Origin of the sequence: Bradyrhizobium sp. AUGA SZCCT0160 (genome assembly GCF_018130105.1) — a bacterium.
GTDB lineage: Bacteria > Pseudomonadota > Alphaproteobacteria > Rhizobiales > Xanthobacteraceae > Bradyrhizobium.
Window position 1 is genome coordinate 106,208 of the sequence record NZ_JAFCMD010000015.1, and the last position, 14,608, is coordinate 120,815.

A 14,608-nucleotide genomic window follows, 5' to 3' on the forward strand; every position below is an offset into this window, starting at 1 on the left:
AATTTCGAAACGGCGACCGGCTTGTGTGGAATTATTTTCTGAATAGCATTGTTGAGAGCAATGCATTTGGAAGAAAGTTTTACACATGAGCGACGTTGTCACCGCCTCGGAACCTCCCCGCCGCATCGACGCGATCGACCGCAAGATCCTGCGGGTGCTTCAGGAGGATGCATCGCTGTCGGTAGCCGAGATCGGGGAGCGCGTCGGGCTTTCGTCTACGCCGTGCTGGAAGCGCGTCCAGCGCATGGAGAACGAGGGCATCATCACCGGCAAGGTTGCATTGGTCGACCAGAACAAGATCGGCCTCGGGCTGTCGGTATTCGTGTCGGTGGAGAGCGACGATCATTCCGATGCGTGGCTGAAGAAATTCGCGGCCGCCGTCAGCGCCATGCCTGAAGTCATCGAGTTCTATCGCATGGCTGGTGACGTGGACTATGTGCTGCGCGTGGTCGTCGCCGACATGCGGAGCTATGATCTTTTCTACAAGAAGCTGATCGGCGCGGTCGCGCTGAAGAATGTGACGTCGCGGTTCGCGATGGAAAAGATCAAGTCGGTTACTGCGTTGCCGGTTCCGGCGTTCGAGGCGGCATAGCGGCCGCGAAGGAACTGCGCTCCCTCTCCCGCGCTTGCGGGGGAGGGCTGGGGTGGGGGTGTCTCCACAATTGACACTCCCCGTGTGGAGAGAGCCCCCACCCGGCGCTTCGCGCCGACCTAAGAGCGAGCTTCGCTCGTCTCGACCCCGCAAGCGGGAGAGGTGCAGCGAGTCTGCCGCCTCGCTCAATCGCGCTTCGGCGTCCAGATCTTCGCATCGCCCGCGTTGACCTTTACCGGCAGCAATCCCTCCGCAAAGAACGCATCCGCAATGCGCTGCTGTTCGGACAGGCCGGGCGCCGTGACAATTCCGACCTTGTAGGAACGGTGGCTGTTGGCTTCCTTCACCGTCGCCGCGTCGATGCCCCAGAGGCCCGATAGCAATTTGGCCGCGTCGTCCTGATTCGCCTTGACCCATTTGCCGGTCTCGTCGAGCTTGCCGAAGATGGCATTCAGCACGTCGCCGCGCCGATCGGCAAACGCAGCCGACGACAGATAGTAGCGCTTGTAGCTGGCAAGGCCTCTGCTGCCATCGGTCAGCACCCGCGCGTTGGACTGGCGCTGGGCGCTGGTCAGGAACGGATCCCAGGCCACCCACGCATCGACATTGCCGCCGATGAACGCGGCGCGGCCGTCGGCCGGCGTCAGGTAGGCCGGCGAGATATCCTTGAAGCTCAGGCCCGATTTGGCGAGCGCGGCGAGCAGCAGGAAATGACTGCCGGCGCCTTTTGTCACCGCAACCTTCCTGCCCTTCAGGTCGGCCAGCGTCTTGATGGGCGATTCCGCGCCGACCAGAATGGCCTGCGCCGAGGGTGAAGCGGCTTCTTCCGCGATATAGGCAAGCCTGGCGCCTGCGGCTTGCGCGAACAGCGGCACGGTATCGGCGACGTCAGCGCCGAAGTCGATGTTGCCGGTGTTGATCGCCTCCAAGAGCGGCAGGCCGCTGGTGAATTCATGCCAGGAGACGCGGACGCCGAGCGGCGCGAGCGCCTTTTCCAACTCGCCATTGGTTTTCAGGATGGCCGTCAGCGTCGAGGATTTTTGATAGCCGATACGAATCGTATCGGATGGCGGCGTCTGCGCGGCCACGGATGTGGCTGAAACGACCGCGATGGCTGCGATGGCTCTGATGATGGATGCGGTGCGGTTGCCCATGGAGTTTGATCTGCCTGACATTAAAGGGATCAAAACAAGCTAGAGGCCGCGCAACGGCGGTCAATAGAACCGTTCTTTCTTGTTGTCACGCGATCCGCATGACGATGCTACGCCGGTCGGCATTCGCAGAGAGAAATTCCAAGCGCATATTTGATAGGCGCTCGTCGATCCCAGCGGCGGTCGCTTATGACTCTGGGTGGAACAGGTTTCGTCACTGCCTAATGCAAGATTAACGAATTGGCTTCGGACAAGCGTCAAGAAAAATGCGTCGTTGTAAATCGTGTTCCGGCAATAAACGCGTCGTCGCGAGCCGGACCAGCAGTGCCGTCATTGCTATTTTCGCGGAGCACTCGACAGCGTTTCAAAGCGCCACCATCATCTCTTGCATCGCATGATCGCGCATCGCCGCGAACATGATCGTTCAGGAGAATGTGATGAAGCGTCGCGAGTTTCTCGGATTGTCGGTTGCCGGTGCCGTTGTCGCGCTGTCGCCAGGTGCGCGCGCGCAAGCACCGGTCAAGGAAATCCGCATCGGCTATCAGAAGACCGGGGTGCTCGTGATCGCACGGCAGCAGGCTATTCTGGAAAAGCACTTCGCCGCGAAACAAATTGTCATCAAATGGATCGAGTTCACGTCGGGCCCGCCGTTGCTGGAGGCGATGAGCACCGGCAGTGTCGATCTCGGCGCGGTTGGCGATACGCCGCCGATCTTTGCCCAGGCTGCGAACGCGAACATCGTCTATGTGGCAGGATCGCCCATTACCAACGGGCAGGGCATCCTGGTTCCCGCCAGCTCCAGCATTCGCACGATTGCCGATCTGAAGGGCAAGCGGATCGGATTTGCCAAGGGCACCAGCGCGCATAACGTTCTGATCGCGACGCTGGAAAAGGCCGGTCTCACCTACGCCGATATCACGCCGGTCTATTTGTCGCCGCCTGATGCGGGGCCGGCATTCGCCAATGGCAGCATCGAGGCGTGGGCGATCTGGGATCCGTACTTCGCGATCGGCGAGAAAAAGCAGAACGGCCGGATCCTGATCAACGCCTTTGAGGTCGCCAAGACCAATTCGTTCTATCTCGCCAACCGCGATTTCGCGAACACCAACGTTCAGCACACCCGCGACATCATCGCGGGCCTGGCGGAAGCCGCCCGGTGGGCGGAAGCAAATCGCGACGCCGTGGCAAGCGCGCTCGCCGCCGTGACCGGCATTCCGCTGGAAGTTCAGGCCGTCGCGGCCAACCGGGCCTCGTTTGCGATCGGACCGGTGACGGAGGCGATTATTGAGACCCAGCAGGCCGTCGCCGATCGCTTCTTCAAGCTCGGGCTGATCCCGAAGCCGATCGTGGTTCGCGACATCGTCTGGCGCAATACCCAGACCTGACTTCGAGAAAAGCCATTCCAATCAACGCAGGGGAATTCATCATGAAGCGTTTCATCAAGCGCATGATCGCGAGTGCCATGCTGTCTCTCGCCATCGTCGGCTCGACGGTTGGCCTCAGCTACGGGCAGGACAAGGTCGTCCGCATTGGCTTCCAGAAATACGGCAAGCTGGTGCTGCTCAAGAGCAAGGGCACGCTGGAGAGCAAGCTGAAGGCCGCGGGTTATCAGGTGGTGTGGACCGAGTTTCCCTCCGGGCCACCGCTGCTCGAGGCGCTCAATGTCGGCGCCATCGATTTCGGCAACACCGGTGAAGCGCCGCCGATCTTCGCGCAGGCCGCGGGCGCCCCGATCCAGTATGTCGCCTATGAGCCCCCGGCGCCGAAGGGCGAAGCCATCCTGGTGCCGAAGGACAGCAAGATCGCTTCGGTCGCGGATCTCAAAGGCAGGAAGGTGGCGCTGAACAAAGGCTCCAACGTCCACTATCTGCTGGTGAAGGCGCTGGAGAAAGCTGGTGTCAAATACTCGGAGATCGAGCCGGTGTTTCTGGCGCCGGCCGATGCGCGGGCTGCGTTCGAACGTGGCGCGGTCGATGCCTGGGTGATCTGGGATCCGTTCCAGGCCGCCGCCGAAGCCGCCACCGGCGCGCGGACGCTCGCCGACGGCACCGGCATCGTCTCGAACTATCAATTCTACTTCGCCTCGAAGAAGTTCATTGGCGCCGACCCTGACATCGTCGATCTCGTGCTGGCGCAACTCAGCGAGGTCGATGACTGGGCCAAGGGCGACATCCGCGCCGTTGCCGAACAGCTGGCGCCGGCGATCGGGCTTCCGGTGCCCGTCGTTGAAGTGGCATTGAAGCGGCAGTCCTACGGCATCAAGCCGATCACCGACAGCGTGATCGCCGATCAACAACAGGTCGCCGACGCATTCTTCGCGCTCGGTCTTATTCCCAAGCAAATCAAGATTTCCGACGCGGCGCGGAGGCCGGGCTCATGAGCAACCAAACATCGGCGAATGCCAACATCCTCTGGTTCCTGCCGACCCATGGCGATGGCCGCTATCTCGGCACCACCACCGGCGGCCGTGAAGTGAACTTCAATTATTTGCGCCAGATCGCGCAGGCTGCGGACCAGCTCGGCTATTACGGCGTGCTGCTGCCGACCGGGCGAAGCTGCGAGGATTCCTGGGTGGTGGCGTCGGCCGTCGCGCCCTGGACCGAGCGGCTGCGTTATCTGGTGGCGGTACGGCCCGGCCTGCAATCGCCGAGCGTCGCCGCGCGCATGACCGCGACGCTGGACCGGCTGTCGAACGGGCGCCTCCTGGTCAACGTCGTCACCGGCGGCGATCCCGTCGAGAACAAGGGCGACGGGATATTCCTCGATCACGACGCGCGCTATGCGGTGACGCGCGAGTTCCTCAACGTCTATAGCGACCTGCTCGCGGGTAAGACCGTCAATGTGGAAGGCAAGCACATCCGCATCGAGGATGGCCGCCTGCTGTTTCCACCCGTGCAGGCGCCGCGGCCGCCGCTCTATTTCGGCGGATCGTCGGATGCCGGCATCGATGTCGCCGTCGACACCGTCGACAAATATCTGACCTGGGGCGAACCGCCGGCGCAGGTGGCCGAGAAGATCAACCGCGTGAAAGCGGTGGCGGACGCGCGCGGGCGAAAACTCTCGTTCGGCATCCGCCTGCACGTGATCGTCCGCGAGACCAACGCGGAGGCCTGGAAGGCGGCAGATGAGTTGATCCAGCATGTCACCGACGAGACGGTGGCCTCGGCGCAGAAGATATTTTCCCGGATGGATTCGGTCGGCCAGCAGCGCATGGCGCAGTTGCATGGCGGCAGGCGTGACAAGCTCGAGATCAGCCCGAACCTCTGGGCCGGCGTCGGTCTGGTGCGCGGCGGGGCAGGGACGGCATTGGTCGGCTATCCCGCGACGGTGGCGGCGCGGATCCGCGAATACCAGGATGTCGGCATCGATACCTTCATCATGTCGGGCTATCCGCATCTGGAGGAAGCCTATCGCTTCGCCGAACTGGTGTTTCCGCTGCTGTCGCTGAAGCAGCCCAACAATGTGACGCCGATCCGCGTCAATACCGGCCCGTTCGGCGAGACCATCGCCAACGAACATCGTCCCCTCGTCAAGGCATCGCAATCATGAGTCTGATCGAAAGTCTTCCGCGTGTCCGACGCCTGCATTTGCCGCGAGCCGACGGCCTTATTCCATGGATCGTGCCGCTTGCGATCATCCTGATCTGGCAGGTGGCTTGCGTCACCGGCTTCGTCTCGGCGCGGGTGCTGCCGGCGCCGAGCGATGTGGCGCTGGCGGGATGGAAGCTGCTGCTGTCGGGTGAACTGGTGCGCAACATCTGGGTCAGTTTCTGGCGCGCCAGCGTCGGCTTCCTGATCGGCGGCAGCATCGGCTTTGCGTTCGGGCTCGCCAATGGCCTGTCGCAGCTCTCGAGCAAATTGACCGACACGACGTTGCAGATGGTGCGCAACATTCCGCATCTGGCGCTGATCCCGCTCGTCATCCTGTGGTTCGGGATCGATGAGTCCGCAAAGCTGTTCCTGGTCGCGCTCGGCGTGTTCTTTCCGATCTACCTCAACACGCTGCACGGCATCCGCACCGTCGATCCGCAGCTGATCGAGATGGGCCGCATCTACGGCATGACCGACGGCGAATTGTTCCGCCGGGTGATCTTTCCGGGTGCGTTGCCATCGATCTTCGTCGGCCTGCGCTTTGCGCTCGGCATCATGTGGCTGACCCTGATCGTGGCGGAAACCATCGCGGCGTCGTCGGGCCTCGGCTACATGGCGATGCAGGCGCGCGAGTTCATGCTGATCGACGTCGTGGTGCTCTCCATCCTGATCTACGCGCTGCTTGGCAAACTCGCCGACAGCGCTTCACGCGCGCTGGAGCGGCTGACGCTGTCCTGGCATCCGGCCTTCCAGAAACATTGAGGCAGAAACTTTTGAGGATTGAAATGCAGGAAGCTCTTCGTTTTCGCCCCGCGGATGCCGAAGCCGTGGACCAGCCCGATTTTGTCAAGCAGGCGCGGCTGTTGCGGCGGGATGCCGACGCCCTGTTGCGTGGGCTTTCGCTGACAATCCGGGGATTGCGCAAATCGTTCGGCGACAACGAGGTGCTTCGCGGCATCGATCTGCACATTCCGGCAGGGCAGTCCGTCGCCATCGTGGGCCGCAGCGGGTGCGGCAAGAGTACGCTGCTGCGGCTGATCGCGGGGCTTGAAACGATTACCGCGGGTACCATCAGCTTTGGCGAGGAAACCCGCGCGGAAGACGTCCGCGTGATGTTTCAGGAGCCGCGGTTGCTGCCCTGGGCCCGGGTGCTGTCGAACGTCGAGGTCGGCCTCGGCCGCGAAAGAACCTCGCCCGACGCGCAAGCGCGCGCCGACAGCGCGCTGGTCGAAGTCGGCCTTGACGACAAACGGGCGCAATGGCCGGCGGTGCTTTCCGGCGGACAAAAACAGCGCGTGGCGCTGGCGCGGGCCCTGGTCAGCCGCCCGCGCGTGCTGGCCTTCGACGAACCGCTCGGCGCGCTTGATGCGTTGACGCGAATCTCGATGCAGCGGCTGCTGGAGCGGGTCTGGCAGGATCAGGGATTCACCGCGATCCTGGTGACGCATGACGTCGCCGAAGCGGTGGCACTGGCCGACCGCGTTCTGGTGATCGAGGACGGCCGTATCGCGCATGACATCGACGTCAATATCCCGCGCCCAAGGCGTCGGGGTTCGGCGGAGCTCGCTGCGCTGGAAGGCTCGATCCTGAAGAACCTGCTGCAAGGCACCGAGGACACTTCCGACCTGTGAGGCCATCATGAACTCCGTTGTCCGGCATATCGCGATCGACCGTCAGGTTTCCCAAGAGATTTCTCAAGAAGTTTCCCGCGCGGTTTCGCCAGGCGATTTTCGTGGCGCCATGCGCCAGTTGACGGGCGGGGTGAGCGTCGTCACGGCCGGGCGAGGCAGGGACATTTCGGGGATGACGGTGACCTCGGTGTCGTCACTGTCGGTCGATCCGCCGGCACTGATCGTCAGCGTCAACCGGAACGCGTCCTCATGGCCGCTGGTGCAGCGGTACGGCTTCTTCGGCGTCAATATCCTGACGTCGGACCAAATCGACGTCGCCGAGCGGTTTGCCGGCAAGGACGGGCTCAAGGGCGCCGAACGGTTTGCCGGCGCCCAGTGGACGACGCGCGCTTCGGGCGTGCCGCTGCTGGTGGGCGCGCTCGCCGCGATCGAGTGTGAGGTGGAGGAAATCGTCGAGCGGCATTCCCATGCGATTGTGATCGGCCGCGTGCTGGACCTGCAGCTATCGAGCCGAACTGCGGCGCTGGCCTATTGGCAGGGCCAGTATGTGGCGATCGATCAGGACGAGGACGCAGTGCGGCTGGCCGAAGTCAGCCTGCCCCCACCGCGAGCCGCTCGCTACTGATGCGGGAAATCTAGTCCAGGATCGCGCTGAGCGTTGCCGGTGTGTCGATGATGACGGTGCTGCCGCGCACGCCGGACCAAACCCCGACAATGGTCTGCGCCGCAGCCGCTAGCGGCACGCTGACTACCAATGTGGTCGGCACCCGGGCGCTCCCCGATATCTGTTCATTGTAGGTGAACCCCGCCAGGACCGACGAAAGCGCACCATTCACGGTGATGCCGACGGTTGCGCCGGCGTTGTTGTTCCCTTGTGCATAAGGAAAGGGCAAATTCAGGATGACCAGGGCTGACGTGCCGACCCCTTCGGGAATCGTGATTCTGAGGCCCGGAAGGGGTACGAATGAATCGGAGTTGGTCGACTGCGTCCCACTCGGCAAATGGAATCAGGCTCCGGAATATGTGAAAATCCGGTGACGGGCGCGGGTAGGGCGTTTGTTGCCGTGGCGTTCAGCGGGCGCACGGACTAAAAGGCCCGCTTCCGCCCCGGGAATGAGAGCGCACGTTGGAACGCAGGCTTCCCAAAACTGTTTTGCCGCTGTGGTTTTGCCGGCGCGACGTCGCGTGCCTGGCCCAATGCGGTGTGGTGACCCGATGAAGCGTATCGCGGTCTGGGCTTTCTACGGCGTCGGCGCTCTGGCGATCGGCTATCTCGCGCTTTACGCCTATGCGGTCTTCAGCGGCCGCGATCTGCAGCCCGGCGCCCCCATCCGCATCTTCCGCAACCCGGACGCACCGAGTTATTCGGCGCGGGACCCGGTAATTCTGACGTCATTGCCGGCGACAAACGCAAAGCGTGTGCGCAAGGGAGCGGAAGCGACGAAGCAATCCATACTTCCGTTGCGGCACGATGGATTGCTTCGCTTTGCTCGCAATGACGGTGAGAGCGTTTCGGCTAGCCCGCCGCCGCAAAGCGCTGATAGTCGCCGGCGCCGGCCGGCGTGATCGGTATTCCGCCGTCGGCATATTCGTTCAGCTTGTTGCGCAGCGTGCGGATCGAGATGCCGAGGATGTTCGCCGCGTGGGTGCGGTTGCCGAGGCAATGCTTGAGCGTCTCGAGGATCAGGTCGCGCTCGACGTCGGCAACCGTGCGGCCGACCAGCGCACGCGTGACCTGCTCGGCGGCGAAGGTGGCGTGGGCCACCGCCGGCGCGGTCTTGGCAAGGTCGAGCCGGTCGCCGTCCGGGGTCAGGATCGCATCGGCGCCGATCTCGTCGCCTTGTGCCATCAGCACCGAGCGGTGCATGGTGTTTTCCAGCTCGCGGACGTTGCCCTGCCAGCGGTTGGCGGTCAGCACCCGCCGCGCGTCGCTGGAGATCGGGCGTAGCGGCACGCCGTTGGCTTCGGAATATTTCTTCGCAAAATGGTGCGCCAGTTCGATGATATCAGCCGGCCGGTCGCGCAGCGCCGGGATCTTCAGATTGACGACGTTGAGGCGGAACAGCAGGTCCTCGCGGAAGGTGCCTTCGCGGACGGCGTCGGCCAGGTTGCGGTTCGAGGTCGCGATGATGCGGATATCGACCGGGACCGGCTTGGTGCCGCCGACGCGGTCGATCACGCGCTCCTGGATCGCGCGCAGCAATTTCGATTGCAGTCGTACGTCCATCTCGGAGATTTCGTCGAGCAGCAGCGTGCCGCCGGTGGCTTCCTCGAACTTGCCGATCCGCCGCGCCACCGCGCCGGTGAAGGCGCCCTTTTCATGGCCGAACAGTTCGGATTCAAGCAGGTGCTCGGGGATCGCCGCGCAGTTGATCGAGATGAACGGCCGCTTGGCGCGGGCCGAGCGGGTGTGGACGTAGCGCGCCAGCACTTCCTTGCCGGTGCCGGATTCACCGGTGATCATGACCGAGGCGTCGGAGCCCGCGATCTGCTGTGCCAGCTTGACGACTTTGCCCATGGCCTCGTCGCGATAGATCAGGTCGCGGGAATCGTTGGCGACGGCGGCGAGCACGGCGGCGATCAGTTCCGGATCGGGCGGCAGCGGGATGTATTCCTTGGCGCCGGCGTGGATCGCGGCGACCGCGGCGCGGGCGTCGTTGGAGATGCCGCAGGCCACGATCGGCACATGGATGTGTTCGGCCTCGAGCCGCATCACCAGATCGCGGATATCGAGCGCGACGTCGACCAGCATCAGGTCGGCCCCCTTGCCGCCGCGCAGCACCGCCATCGCCTGTTCGACCGTCTCGGCGTGGGTCACCGAAGCGCCGTTGTCCATCGCGATCTTGGTGGCCGTGGTGAGCTGGCCCTTCAATGTGCCAACGATGAGAAGCCGCATCATAGTCTCCTGTTCGTCTGTTCGCGCCGCTTATGCGCGTGCTGTTGTTTTAGGTGCGTTCCGCCTTGATGATTTCCGTCATGGTGACGCCGAGCTTGTCTTCCACCAGCACGACTTCGCCGCGCGCCACCAGCCGGTTGTTGACGTAGATGTCGATCGCTTCGCCGACCCGGCGGTCGAGTTCGAGCACGGTGCCGGGGCCAAGCTTCAAAAGCTCGCCGACGTCCATCTTGGAGCGCCCCAGCACCGCTGAGACCTGCACCGGCACGTCGAACACGGCCTCGAGGTCAGCCGCGATGCGCGAGGCCTGTTCGTCTTCATTGTAGGCCAGATCGTCCGCGGCCTCCGCGTCTGACGCGTTGAGGTCTTGCAGCGGGACCTGGGTGTCGGTGTCGCTCATGGTTCAGTCCTCACGGCCTTCCAGCCTGATCGCGGGACGCCATGTAGCGCCCGACAAGTTCGTTGATCTTGGCTTCGATGGCGGCGCGCTCCAGCACCACGCCGCCGTCGGCCCATTCGATCCGGCAGTCGCCGGTTGCAATGTCAGGCTCGGCCAGGATCACCAGCCGGCCCTCGAAGCCGCTCTGCGTGGCCTGCCGCTCGATCTTTTCGCGGGCAGCCTCGTATAATGAGTCGTTGATGCGGACCACGAGGTGCGGCGTCGCGACCAGGTGCGAGAAGCAGTCGCTCACCAGTGCCGTGATCTCGCCGAGCGGCTCGGCGGCGATCAGTTCGGAGCACAGCTTGCGGGCCACCGCGACCGCGACGTCGACCGCCTCGGTCTCCATCCGCGCTTCGATGCCGCCAAAGCGCGAGGCGATGCCCTTGATCGCAATGCCGATCTCCTCCAGCGCCAGCGCGGCGCGGCGGTCGCTTTCGGCTCTGGCCTCGCGCTGCGCGGCCTCGTAGCCGTCGCGATAGGCGCGGGCTTCGGCCGCGGCGATCTTCTGCGCGATCTCGGCCGGCGTGGCAGGGCGCTCGCGCGTCTTGTCCGGCGCGCCGAAGTCCATGTCGAACAGGAATTTTGCGGGCGCGGCCATCAGTACACCAGCTCGTCGTCGGCGCGGTTCTTGGTCAAGGTGATTTCACCCTTGGCGGCCATGTCCTTGGCGAGGTTGACGAGCAGCGCCTGCGCCTCGTCGACGTCGCGCAGCCGCACCGGTCCCATCGCGGCCATGTCGTCCAGCAGCATCTTGCCGGCGCGGGACGACATGTTGCCGAGGAAGAAGCTGCGGACCTCTTCATTGGCGCTCTTCAGCGCAATGCCGAGCTTGTCCTTGTCGATGTTGCGCATCAGCGTCTGCGCCGAGGCGGAGTCGAGCTTGATCAGGTCGTCGAAGGTGAACATCAGCGCCTTGATGCGCTCGGCGGATTCGCGGTTTTCCTCTTCCAGCGAGGTGATGAAGCGGGTTTCGGTCTGGCGGTCGAAATTGTTGAAGATTTCGGCCATCACCTCGTGGGCGTCGCGGCGGCGGGTCTGCGACAGGTTCGACATGAATTCGGTCCGCAGCGTCTGTTCGACGCGCTCGATGACTTCCTTCTGCACCGCTTCCATCTTCAGCATGCGTCCGACCACGTCGAGCGCGAGATCCTCGGGCAGGATCGCCAGCACGCGGGCGGCATGCTCCGGCTTCAGTTTCGACAGCACCACCGCGATGGTCTGCGGGTATTCGTTCTTTAGATAGTTGGCGAGCACCTCTTCCTGCACGTTGGAGAGTTTCTCCCACATGTTGCGGCCGGCGGGGCCGCGGATTTCGTCCATGATGCCGCTGACGCGCTCGCTCGGCAGGTATTGCTGCAGCAGCCGTTCGGTGGCGTCGAAGGTGCCCATCAGGGCGCCGGAGGCCGACATCCGCGAGACGAATTCGAGCAGCAGGTCTTCGACCACGTCGGCCTCGACGGTGCCGAGCGTCGACATGTGGATCGACAATTCGCGCACCTCGTCGTCGTCGAGCAGCGCCCAGACCTTGCCGCCATATTGTTCGCCGAGCGCCAGCATCAGGATGGCGGCCCGCTTCGGGCCGGTCAGCGGCTTGCCCTTCGGCCTTGTCGCCTGACGGCTCGCCAGCGCCGAGATGACGGTGGTGATGTCGTTGGCGTTGGTGGTTTGCGGTACGGCCATGTCAGCTTACTCGACAGGTTCGGTGAGCCATTGACGAACAATGGAGGCGGTCTCGTTCGGATTTCGTTCGGCGAGTTCTCCGACCCGGTGCACGGCCTGGGCGTGGACCTGGCCCTGAACCTGGGCGACGTCGATCAGCGCGGCGGCGCCGCCGGCGGGAAGCAGGACCTGGCCCGGCGCGCTTTCGGCGGTGCCGTCGGCCAGCGCCGGCACAGCGGCGCCGCCGGCCAGCGCGGGAACGACTTCGGCGGCCAGGATGCGCTTGACCAGCGGGCGGATCACCATGAACAGCACCACGAGGCCGAGCAGCATCATGACGCCGAGCTCGATGACGTACATGACGTCATCCTTGGTGAACTGGAACATGCCGAGCAGGCCGGTCGGCTCGGCGACCGGGGGCACGGTTGGGGCTTCGGCAAAGCGCAGGTTGACGACCTCGACCTGGTCGCCGCGCTTCTGGTCGAAGCCGATCGCCGAGCGAACCAGGGTAGCGATGCGGTCGAGCATTTCCTTGCTGCGGTCCTGATAGACCATCTCGCCTTTTTCGTTCTTGGTGTAGGCGCCGTCGACCAGCACCGCGACCGAGATCTTGTTGACCCGGCCGGCCTCGGTGACTTCGGTCTTGGTGACGCGGGAAATCTCGTAATTGTTGGTTTCTTCGCTCTTCTTGCTCTGGTCGCGCGCCGCGACGCCGGCATTGGCCTGGTTGCCGGGCAGTTCGTTGTTGACCGTGACCTGGCCGCTGTCTCCGGCGGTCGCCGAGGATTCCTCGCGGGACTGGCTGGAGCGCAGCACGCGGCCTTCGGGGTCGAACTTGTCCGAGGTCTGGGTGACCTTGTTGTAGTCGAAATCGGCGGTGAGCTGGACGCGGGCGCGGCCCTGGCCGACCACCGAGGAGACGATCGCCTCGACCTCGTTGCGCATCCGTTTCTCGAAGGCGGTGCGGCGCTCGTCGCCGCTCGCGCCCTCGGGATTGCTGCTGGCGCCGTCGGCGAGCAGCCGGCCGCCCTCGTCGACGATCGACACCCGCTGCGGCTTCAGGCCGTTGACGGCGGACGCCACCACGTGGCGGATGGCGCGGATCTGCTGGGGCTCGAGGCTGCCGCGCACCCGGACCACGATGGACGCCGACGGCTCGGGGATTTCGCGGGAGAACAGCGGCCGTTCCGGCAGCACCAGGTGGACCCTCGCGGCCTGAATGCGGTCGATGGCGCGGATGGTGCGGGAGAGTTCACCCTCCAGCGCGCGCAGATGATTGATGTTCTGGACGAAGCTGGTGGTGCCGAGCGCGTCGGATTTGTCGAAAATCTCGTAGCCGACGCCGCCGCCCTTGGGCAGGCCGCCTTCGGCCAGCTTCATCCGCAGCCGCGTCACCTTGTCCTTCGGCACCATGATCACGGCGCCTTCGTTGCGCATTTCGAAGGGGATCGCCTGGCGTTCCAGGTCCTTGATGATGCTGGAGGAGTCTTCCGCCGAGAGGTCGGTGAAGAGGGTGGTCATCTGCGGCGTCGTGACGCGCATGATGACGAACGCGAAGAAGCCGATCAGGGCGGCGGTCACGGCGACCATCGCCATCAGCCGCGACGCGCCAAGGCCTTTCAGGAAAGCAACGAGACTTTGCACCAACCGCCCCCAGGGGTTCGGCCCAGATTCGTACCCGGGGACCGACTGGGCAATTATTGCCTAGGGGATGGTTTCCATATGGTTAACGACCGTTAAAGTCGGTGAAGAAGTTTGGGCATGAAAAAAACCAGCTTCGCAAAACGAAGCCGGTTTTCATCAAATCTTCCGGTTTGGGAGCGTTTATTGCCGGTATTGCTGGATGCGGGTGGTCCGCAAGCCTGCCAGGCCATGCTGGTCGATGGAGAACTGCCAGGACAGGAACTCGTCCACCGTCAGCGTGTAGCGGCTGCAAGCCTCCTCGAGGGAGAGCAGGCCGCCGCGAACCGCGGCAACGACTTCGGCCTTGCGGCGGATCACCCACCGTTTGGTGCCGGGCGCGGGCAGGTCCGCAATTGTTAATGGACTTCCGTCAGGCCCGATGACGTATTTTACCCTCGGGCGATGGGGTTCTGTCATGGCGTACTCACAAACTCTCAACCACTGAACTCACCCTGACAACCTACGCCGTGCGACTTAAAATTTGCCTAAGCCCAAGGCTTCAATACGAATCTCGTTGGAAATGGCTGGAACTGGGGCTGGGGAGGCGTCTGGGCGGACGAGGGATTGCAGCCGGAGCCGACCACATCGGCGGTAGCTCCACGAGCGAAGGTGCAAGGCTAATCCGCCATTCAGCGCCAGTCCGTAGTCATCTCAGCCAACCGCTCCAAGTGGTCGCTGTTCGCCAAAGTCTCCGCTCGCCAATTGCGCAAGCGCGACCATCATTCGATATGGGGCGCGGGATAGCACTGACCCCGTTGGCGATGTAACCGGTGCGGCGGATTACGCTTTCTTGACGCGAACTGAATTCCACCGCCGGAACAAGTCCGAGGGCATGCTTCGCTTGAAAAACGTCAAACTGATGCGGGTTGCAGCGCACGTCCCAACAAGAAAAATGCGATACCTGCAACGGCGCCGAAGAGCCATGCGAATGAGCCGGTTGGTACGAGGAAAACGAGTATGACAA

The 14,608-nt window shown here is 63.6% G+C and carries 15 protein-coding genes; 7 read left to right on the plus strand and 8 right to left on the minus strand.

The window, feature by feature from the left end; genetic code table 11:
• The first annotated feature begins 85 nt into the window (after positions 1-85).
• Positions 86-592, plus strand: coding sequence for an Lrp/AsnC family transcriptional regulator (locus tag JQ558_RS23270; RefSeq protein WP_212273875.1), 507 nt, complete (start codon positions 86-88; stop codon positions 590-592).
• A 185-nt stretch (positions 593-777) separates the two neighbouring features.
• Here the strand turns inward: JQ558_RS23270 and JQ558_RS23275 are convergent, their stop codons facing one another.
• Positions 778-1,746 carry an aliphatic sulfonate ABC transporter substrate-binding protein gene (locus JQ558_RS23275; protein ID WP_212295327.1) on the minus strand — a complete coding sequence of 323 codons (969 nt, stop codon included), beginning with the start codon at positions 1,744-1,746 and terminating at the stop codon, positions 778-780.
• 434 nt (positions 1,747-2,180) lie between these two features.
• Here JQ558_RS23275 and JQ558_RS23280 point away from each other — a divergent pair, with 434 nt between their 5' ends.
• Genes JQ558_RS23280 through JQ558_RS23305 form a run of 6 tightly spaced genes read left to right on the plus strand, consistent with a single transcriptional unit; the run spans position 2,181 to position 7,589 of the window.
• Complete coding sequence (locus JQ558_RS23280; RefSeq protein WP_212273873.1) at positions 2,181-3,128, plus strand: sulfonate ABC transporter substrate-binding protein; 948 nt, start codon at positions 2,181-2,183, stop codon at positions 3,126-3,128.
• Positions 3,129-3,169: 41 nt separating this feature from the next.
• Positions 3,170-4,123 (plus strand): sulfonate ABC transporter substrate-binding protein, encoded by a 954-nt coding sequence (locus JQ558_RS23285; protein ID WP_212273872.1) that lies wholly within the window; start codon positions 3,170-3,172, stop codon positions 4,121-4,123.
• Positions 4,120-5,292, plus strand: coding sequence for an FMNH2-dependent alkanesulfonate monooxygenase (ssuD, locus tag JQ558_RS23290; RefSeq protein WP_212295328.1), 1,173 nt, complete (start codon positions 4,120-4,122; stop codon positions 5,290-5,292). Before JQ558_RS23285 ends, ssuD begins: the two co-directional genes overlap by 4 nt.
• Positions 5,289-6,095: an ABC transporter permease subunit gene (locus JQ558_RS23295; RefSeq protein ID WP_212273871.1), complete on the plus strand. Its 807-nt coding sequence runs from the start codon at positions 5,289-5,291 to the stop codon at positions 6,093-6,095. Before ssuD ends, JQ558_RS23295 begins: the two co-directional genes overlap by 4 nt.
• Before the next feature lie 23 nt (positions 6,096-6,118).
• Entirely contained in the window at positions 6,119-6,964 is an 846-nt protein-coding gene (locus JQ558_RS23300; protein ID WP_212207299.1) for an ATP-binding cassette domain-containing protein, read from the plus strand.
• Between the two features lie 7 nt (positions 6,965-6,971).
• Positions 6,972-7,589 (plus strand): flavin reductase family protein, encoded by a 618-nt coding sequence (locus JQ558_RS23305; RefSeq protein WP_212273870.1) that lies wholly within the window; start codon positions 6,972-6,974, stop codon positions 7,587-7,589.
• Positions 7,590-7,599: 10 nt separating this feature from the next.
• Here JQ558_RS23305 and JQ558_RS23310 read toward each other — a convergent pair whose 3' ends face one another.
• The 7 genes from JQ558_RS23310 to JQ558_RS23340 form a co-directional block, all read right to left on the minus strand.
• Entirely contained in the window at positions 7,600-7,965 is a 366-nt protein-coding gene (locus tag JQ558_RS23310) for a hypothetical protein (RefSeq protein ID WP_212273869.1), read from the minus strand.
• Between the two features lie 515 nt (positions 7,966-8,480).
• A complete protein-coding gene (locus JQ558_RS23315; protein ID WP_212295329.1) occupies positions 8,481-9,860 on the minus strand; it encodes a sigma-54-dependent Fis family transcriptional regulator in 1,380 nt (459 codons plus the stop codon).
• 49 nt (positions 9,861-9,909) lie between these two features.
• Positions 9,910-10,260, minus strand: coding sequence for a flagellar motor switch protein FliN (fliN, locus tag JQ558_RS23320; protein ID WP_212207302.1), 351 nt, complete (start codon positions 10,258-10,260; stop codon positions 9,910-9,912).
• A gap of 10 nt (positions 10,261-10,270) precedes the next feature.
• Entirely contained in the window at positions 10,271-10,900 is a 630-nt protein-coding gene (locus JQ558_RS23325; protein ID WP_212207303.1) for a FliH/SctL family protein, read from the minus strand.
• The gene (gene fliG / locus JQ558_RS23330; RefSeq protein ID WP_212207304.1) at positions 10,900-11,982 is read right to left on the minus strand and encodes a flagellar motor switch protein FliG; all 1,083 of its coding nucleotides are present in this window, start codon (positions 11,980-11,982) and stop codon (positions 10,900-10,902) included. Before fliG ends, JQ558_RS23325 begins: the two co-directional genes overlap by 1 nt.
• Positions 11,983-11,988: 6 nt before the next feature.
• Positions 11,989-13,605, minus strand: a complete 1,617-nt coding sequence (gene fliF, locus JQ558_RS23335; RefSeq protein ID WP_212295330.1) for a flagellar basal-body MS-ring/collar protein FliF — start codon at positions 13,603-13,605, stop codon at positions 11,989-11,991.
• Positions 13,606-13,785: 180 nt separating this feature from the next.
• Positions 13,786-14,061, minus strand: coding sequence for a DUF1153 domain-containing protein (locus JQ558_RS23340; protein ID WP_002714638.1), 276 nt, complete (start codon positions 14,059-14,061; stop codon positions 13,786-13,788).
• Positions 14,062-14,608: the final 547 nt, after the last annotated feature.

Excerpts from the sequence above, each read along its gene's own strand:
- JQ558_RS23325 (WP_212207303.1), bottom strand. The coding sequence starts at position 10,900 with ATGGCCGCGCCCGCAAAATTCCTGTTCGACATGGACTTCGGCGCGCCG.
- fliG (WP_212207304.1), bottom strand. The coding sequence starts at position 11,982 with ATGGCCGTACCGCAAACCACCAACGCCAACGACATCACCACCGTCATC.
- JQ558_RS23340 (WP_002714638.1), bottom strand. The coding sequence starts at position 14,061 with ATGACAGAACCCCATCGCCCGAGGGTAAAATACGTCATCGGGCCTGAC.
- ssuD (WP_212295328.1), top strand. The coding sequence starts at position 4,120 with ATGAGCAACCAAACATCGGCGAATGCCAACATCCTCTGGTTCCTGCCG.
- JQ558_RS23315 (WP_212295329.1), bottom strand. The coding sequence starts at position 9,860 with ATGCGGCTTCTCATCGTTGGCACATTGAAGGGCCAGCTCACCACGGCC.
- JQ558_RS23300 (WP_212207299.1), top strand. The coding sequence starts at position 6,119 with ATGCAGGAAGCTCTTCGTTTTCGCCCCGCGGATGCCGAAGCCGTGGAC.
- JQ558_RS23275 (WP_212295327.1), bottom strand. The coding sequence starts at position 1,746 with ATGGGCAACCGCACCGCATCCATCATCAGAGCCATCGCAGCCATCGCG.
- JQ558_RS23295 (WP_212273871.1), top strand. The coding sequence starts at position 5,289 with ATGAGTCTGATCGAAAGTCTTCCGCGTGTCCGACGCCTGCATTTGCCG.
- fliN (WP_212207302.1), bottom strand. The coding sequence starts at position 10,260 with ATGAGCGACACCGACACCCAGGTCCCGCTGCAAGACCTCAACGCGTCA.
- JQ558_RS23285 (WP_212273872.1), top strand. The coding sequence starts at position 3,170 with ATGAAGCGTTTCATCAAGCGCATGATCGCGAGTGCCATGCTGTCTCTC.
- JQ558_RS23305 (WP_212273870.1), top strand. The coding sequence starts at position 6,972 with ATGAACTCCGTTGTCCGGCATATCGCGATCGACCGTCAGGTTTCCCAA.
- JQ558_RS23280 (WP_212273873.1), top strand. The coding sequence starts at position 2,181 with ATGAAGCGTCGCGAGTTTCTCGGATTGTCGGTTGCCGGTGCCGTTGTC.
- JQ558_RS23270 (WP_212273875.1), top strand. The coding sequence starts at position 86 with ATGAGCGACGTTGTCACCGCCTCGGAACCTCCCCGCCGCATCGACGCG.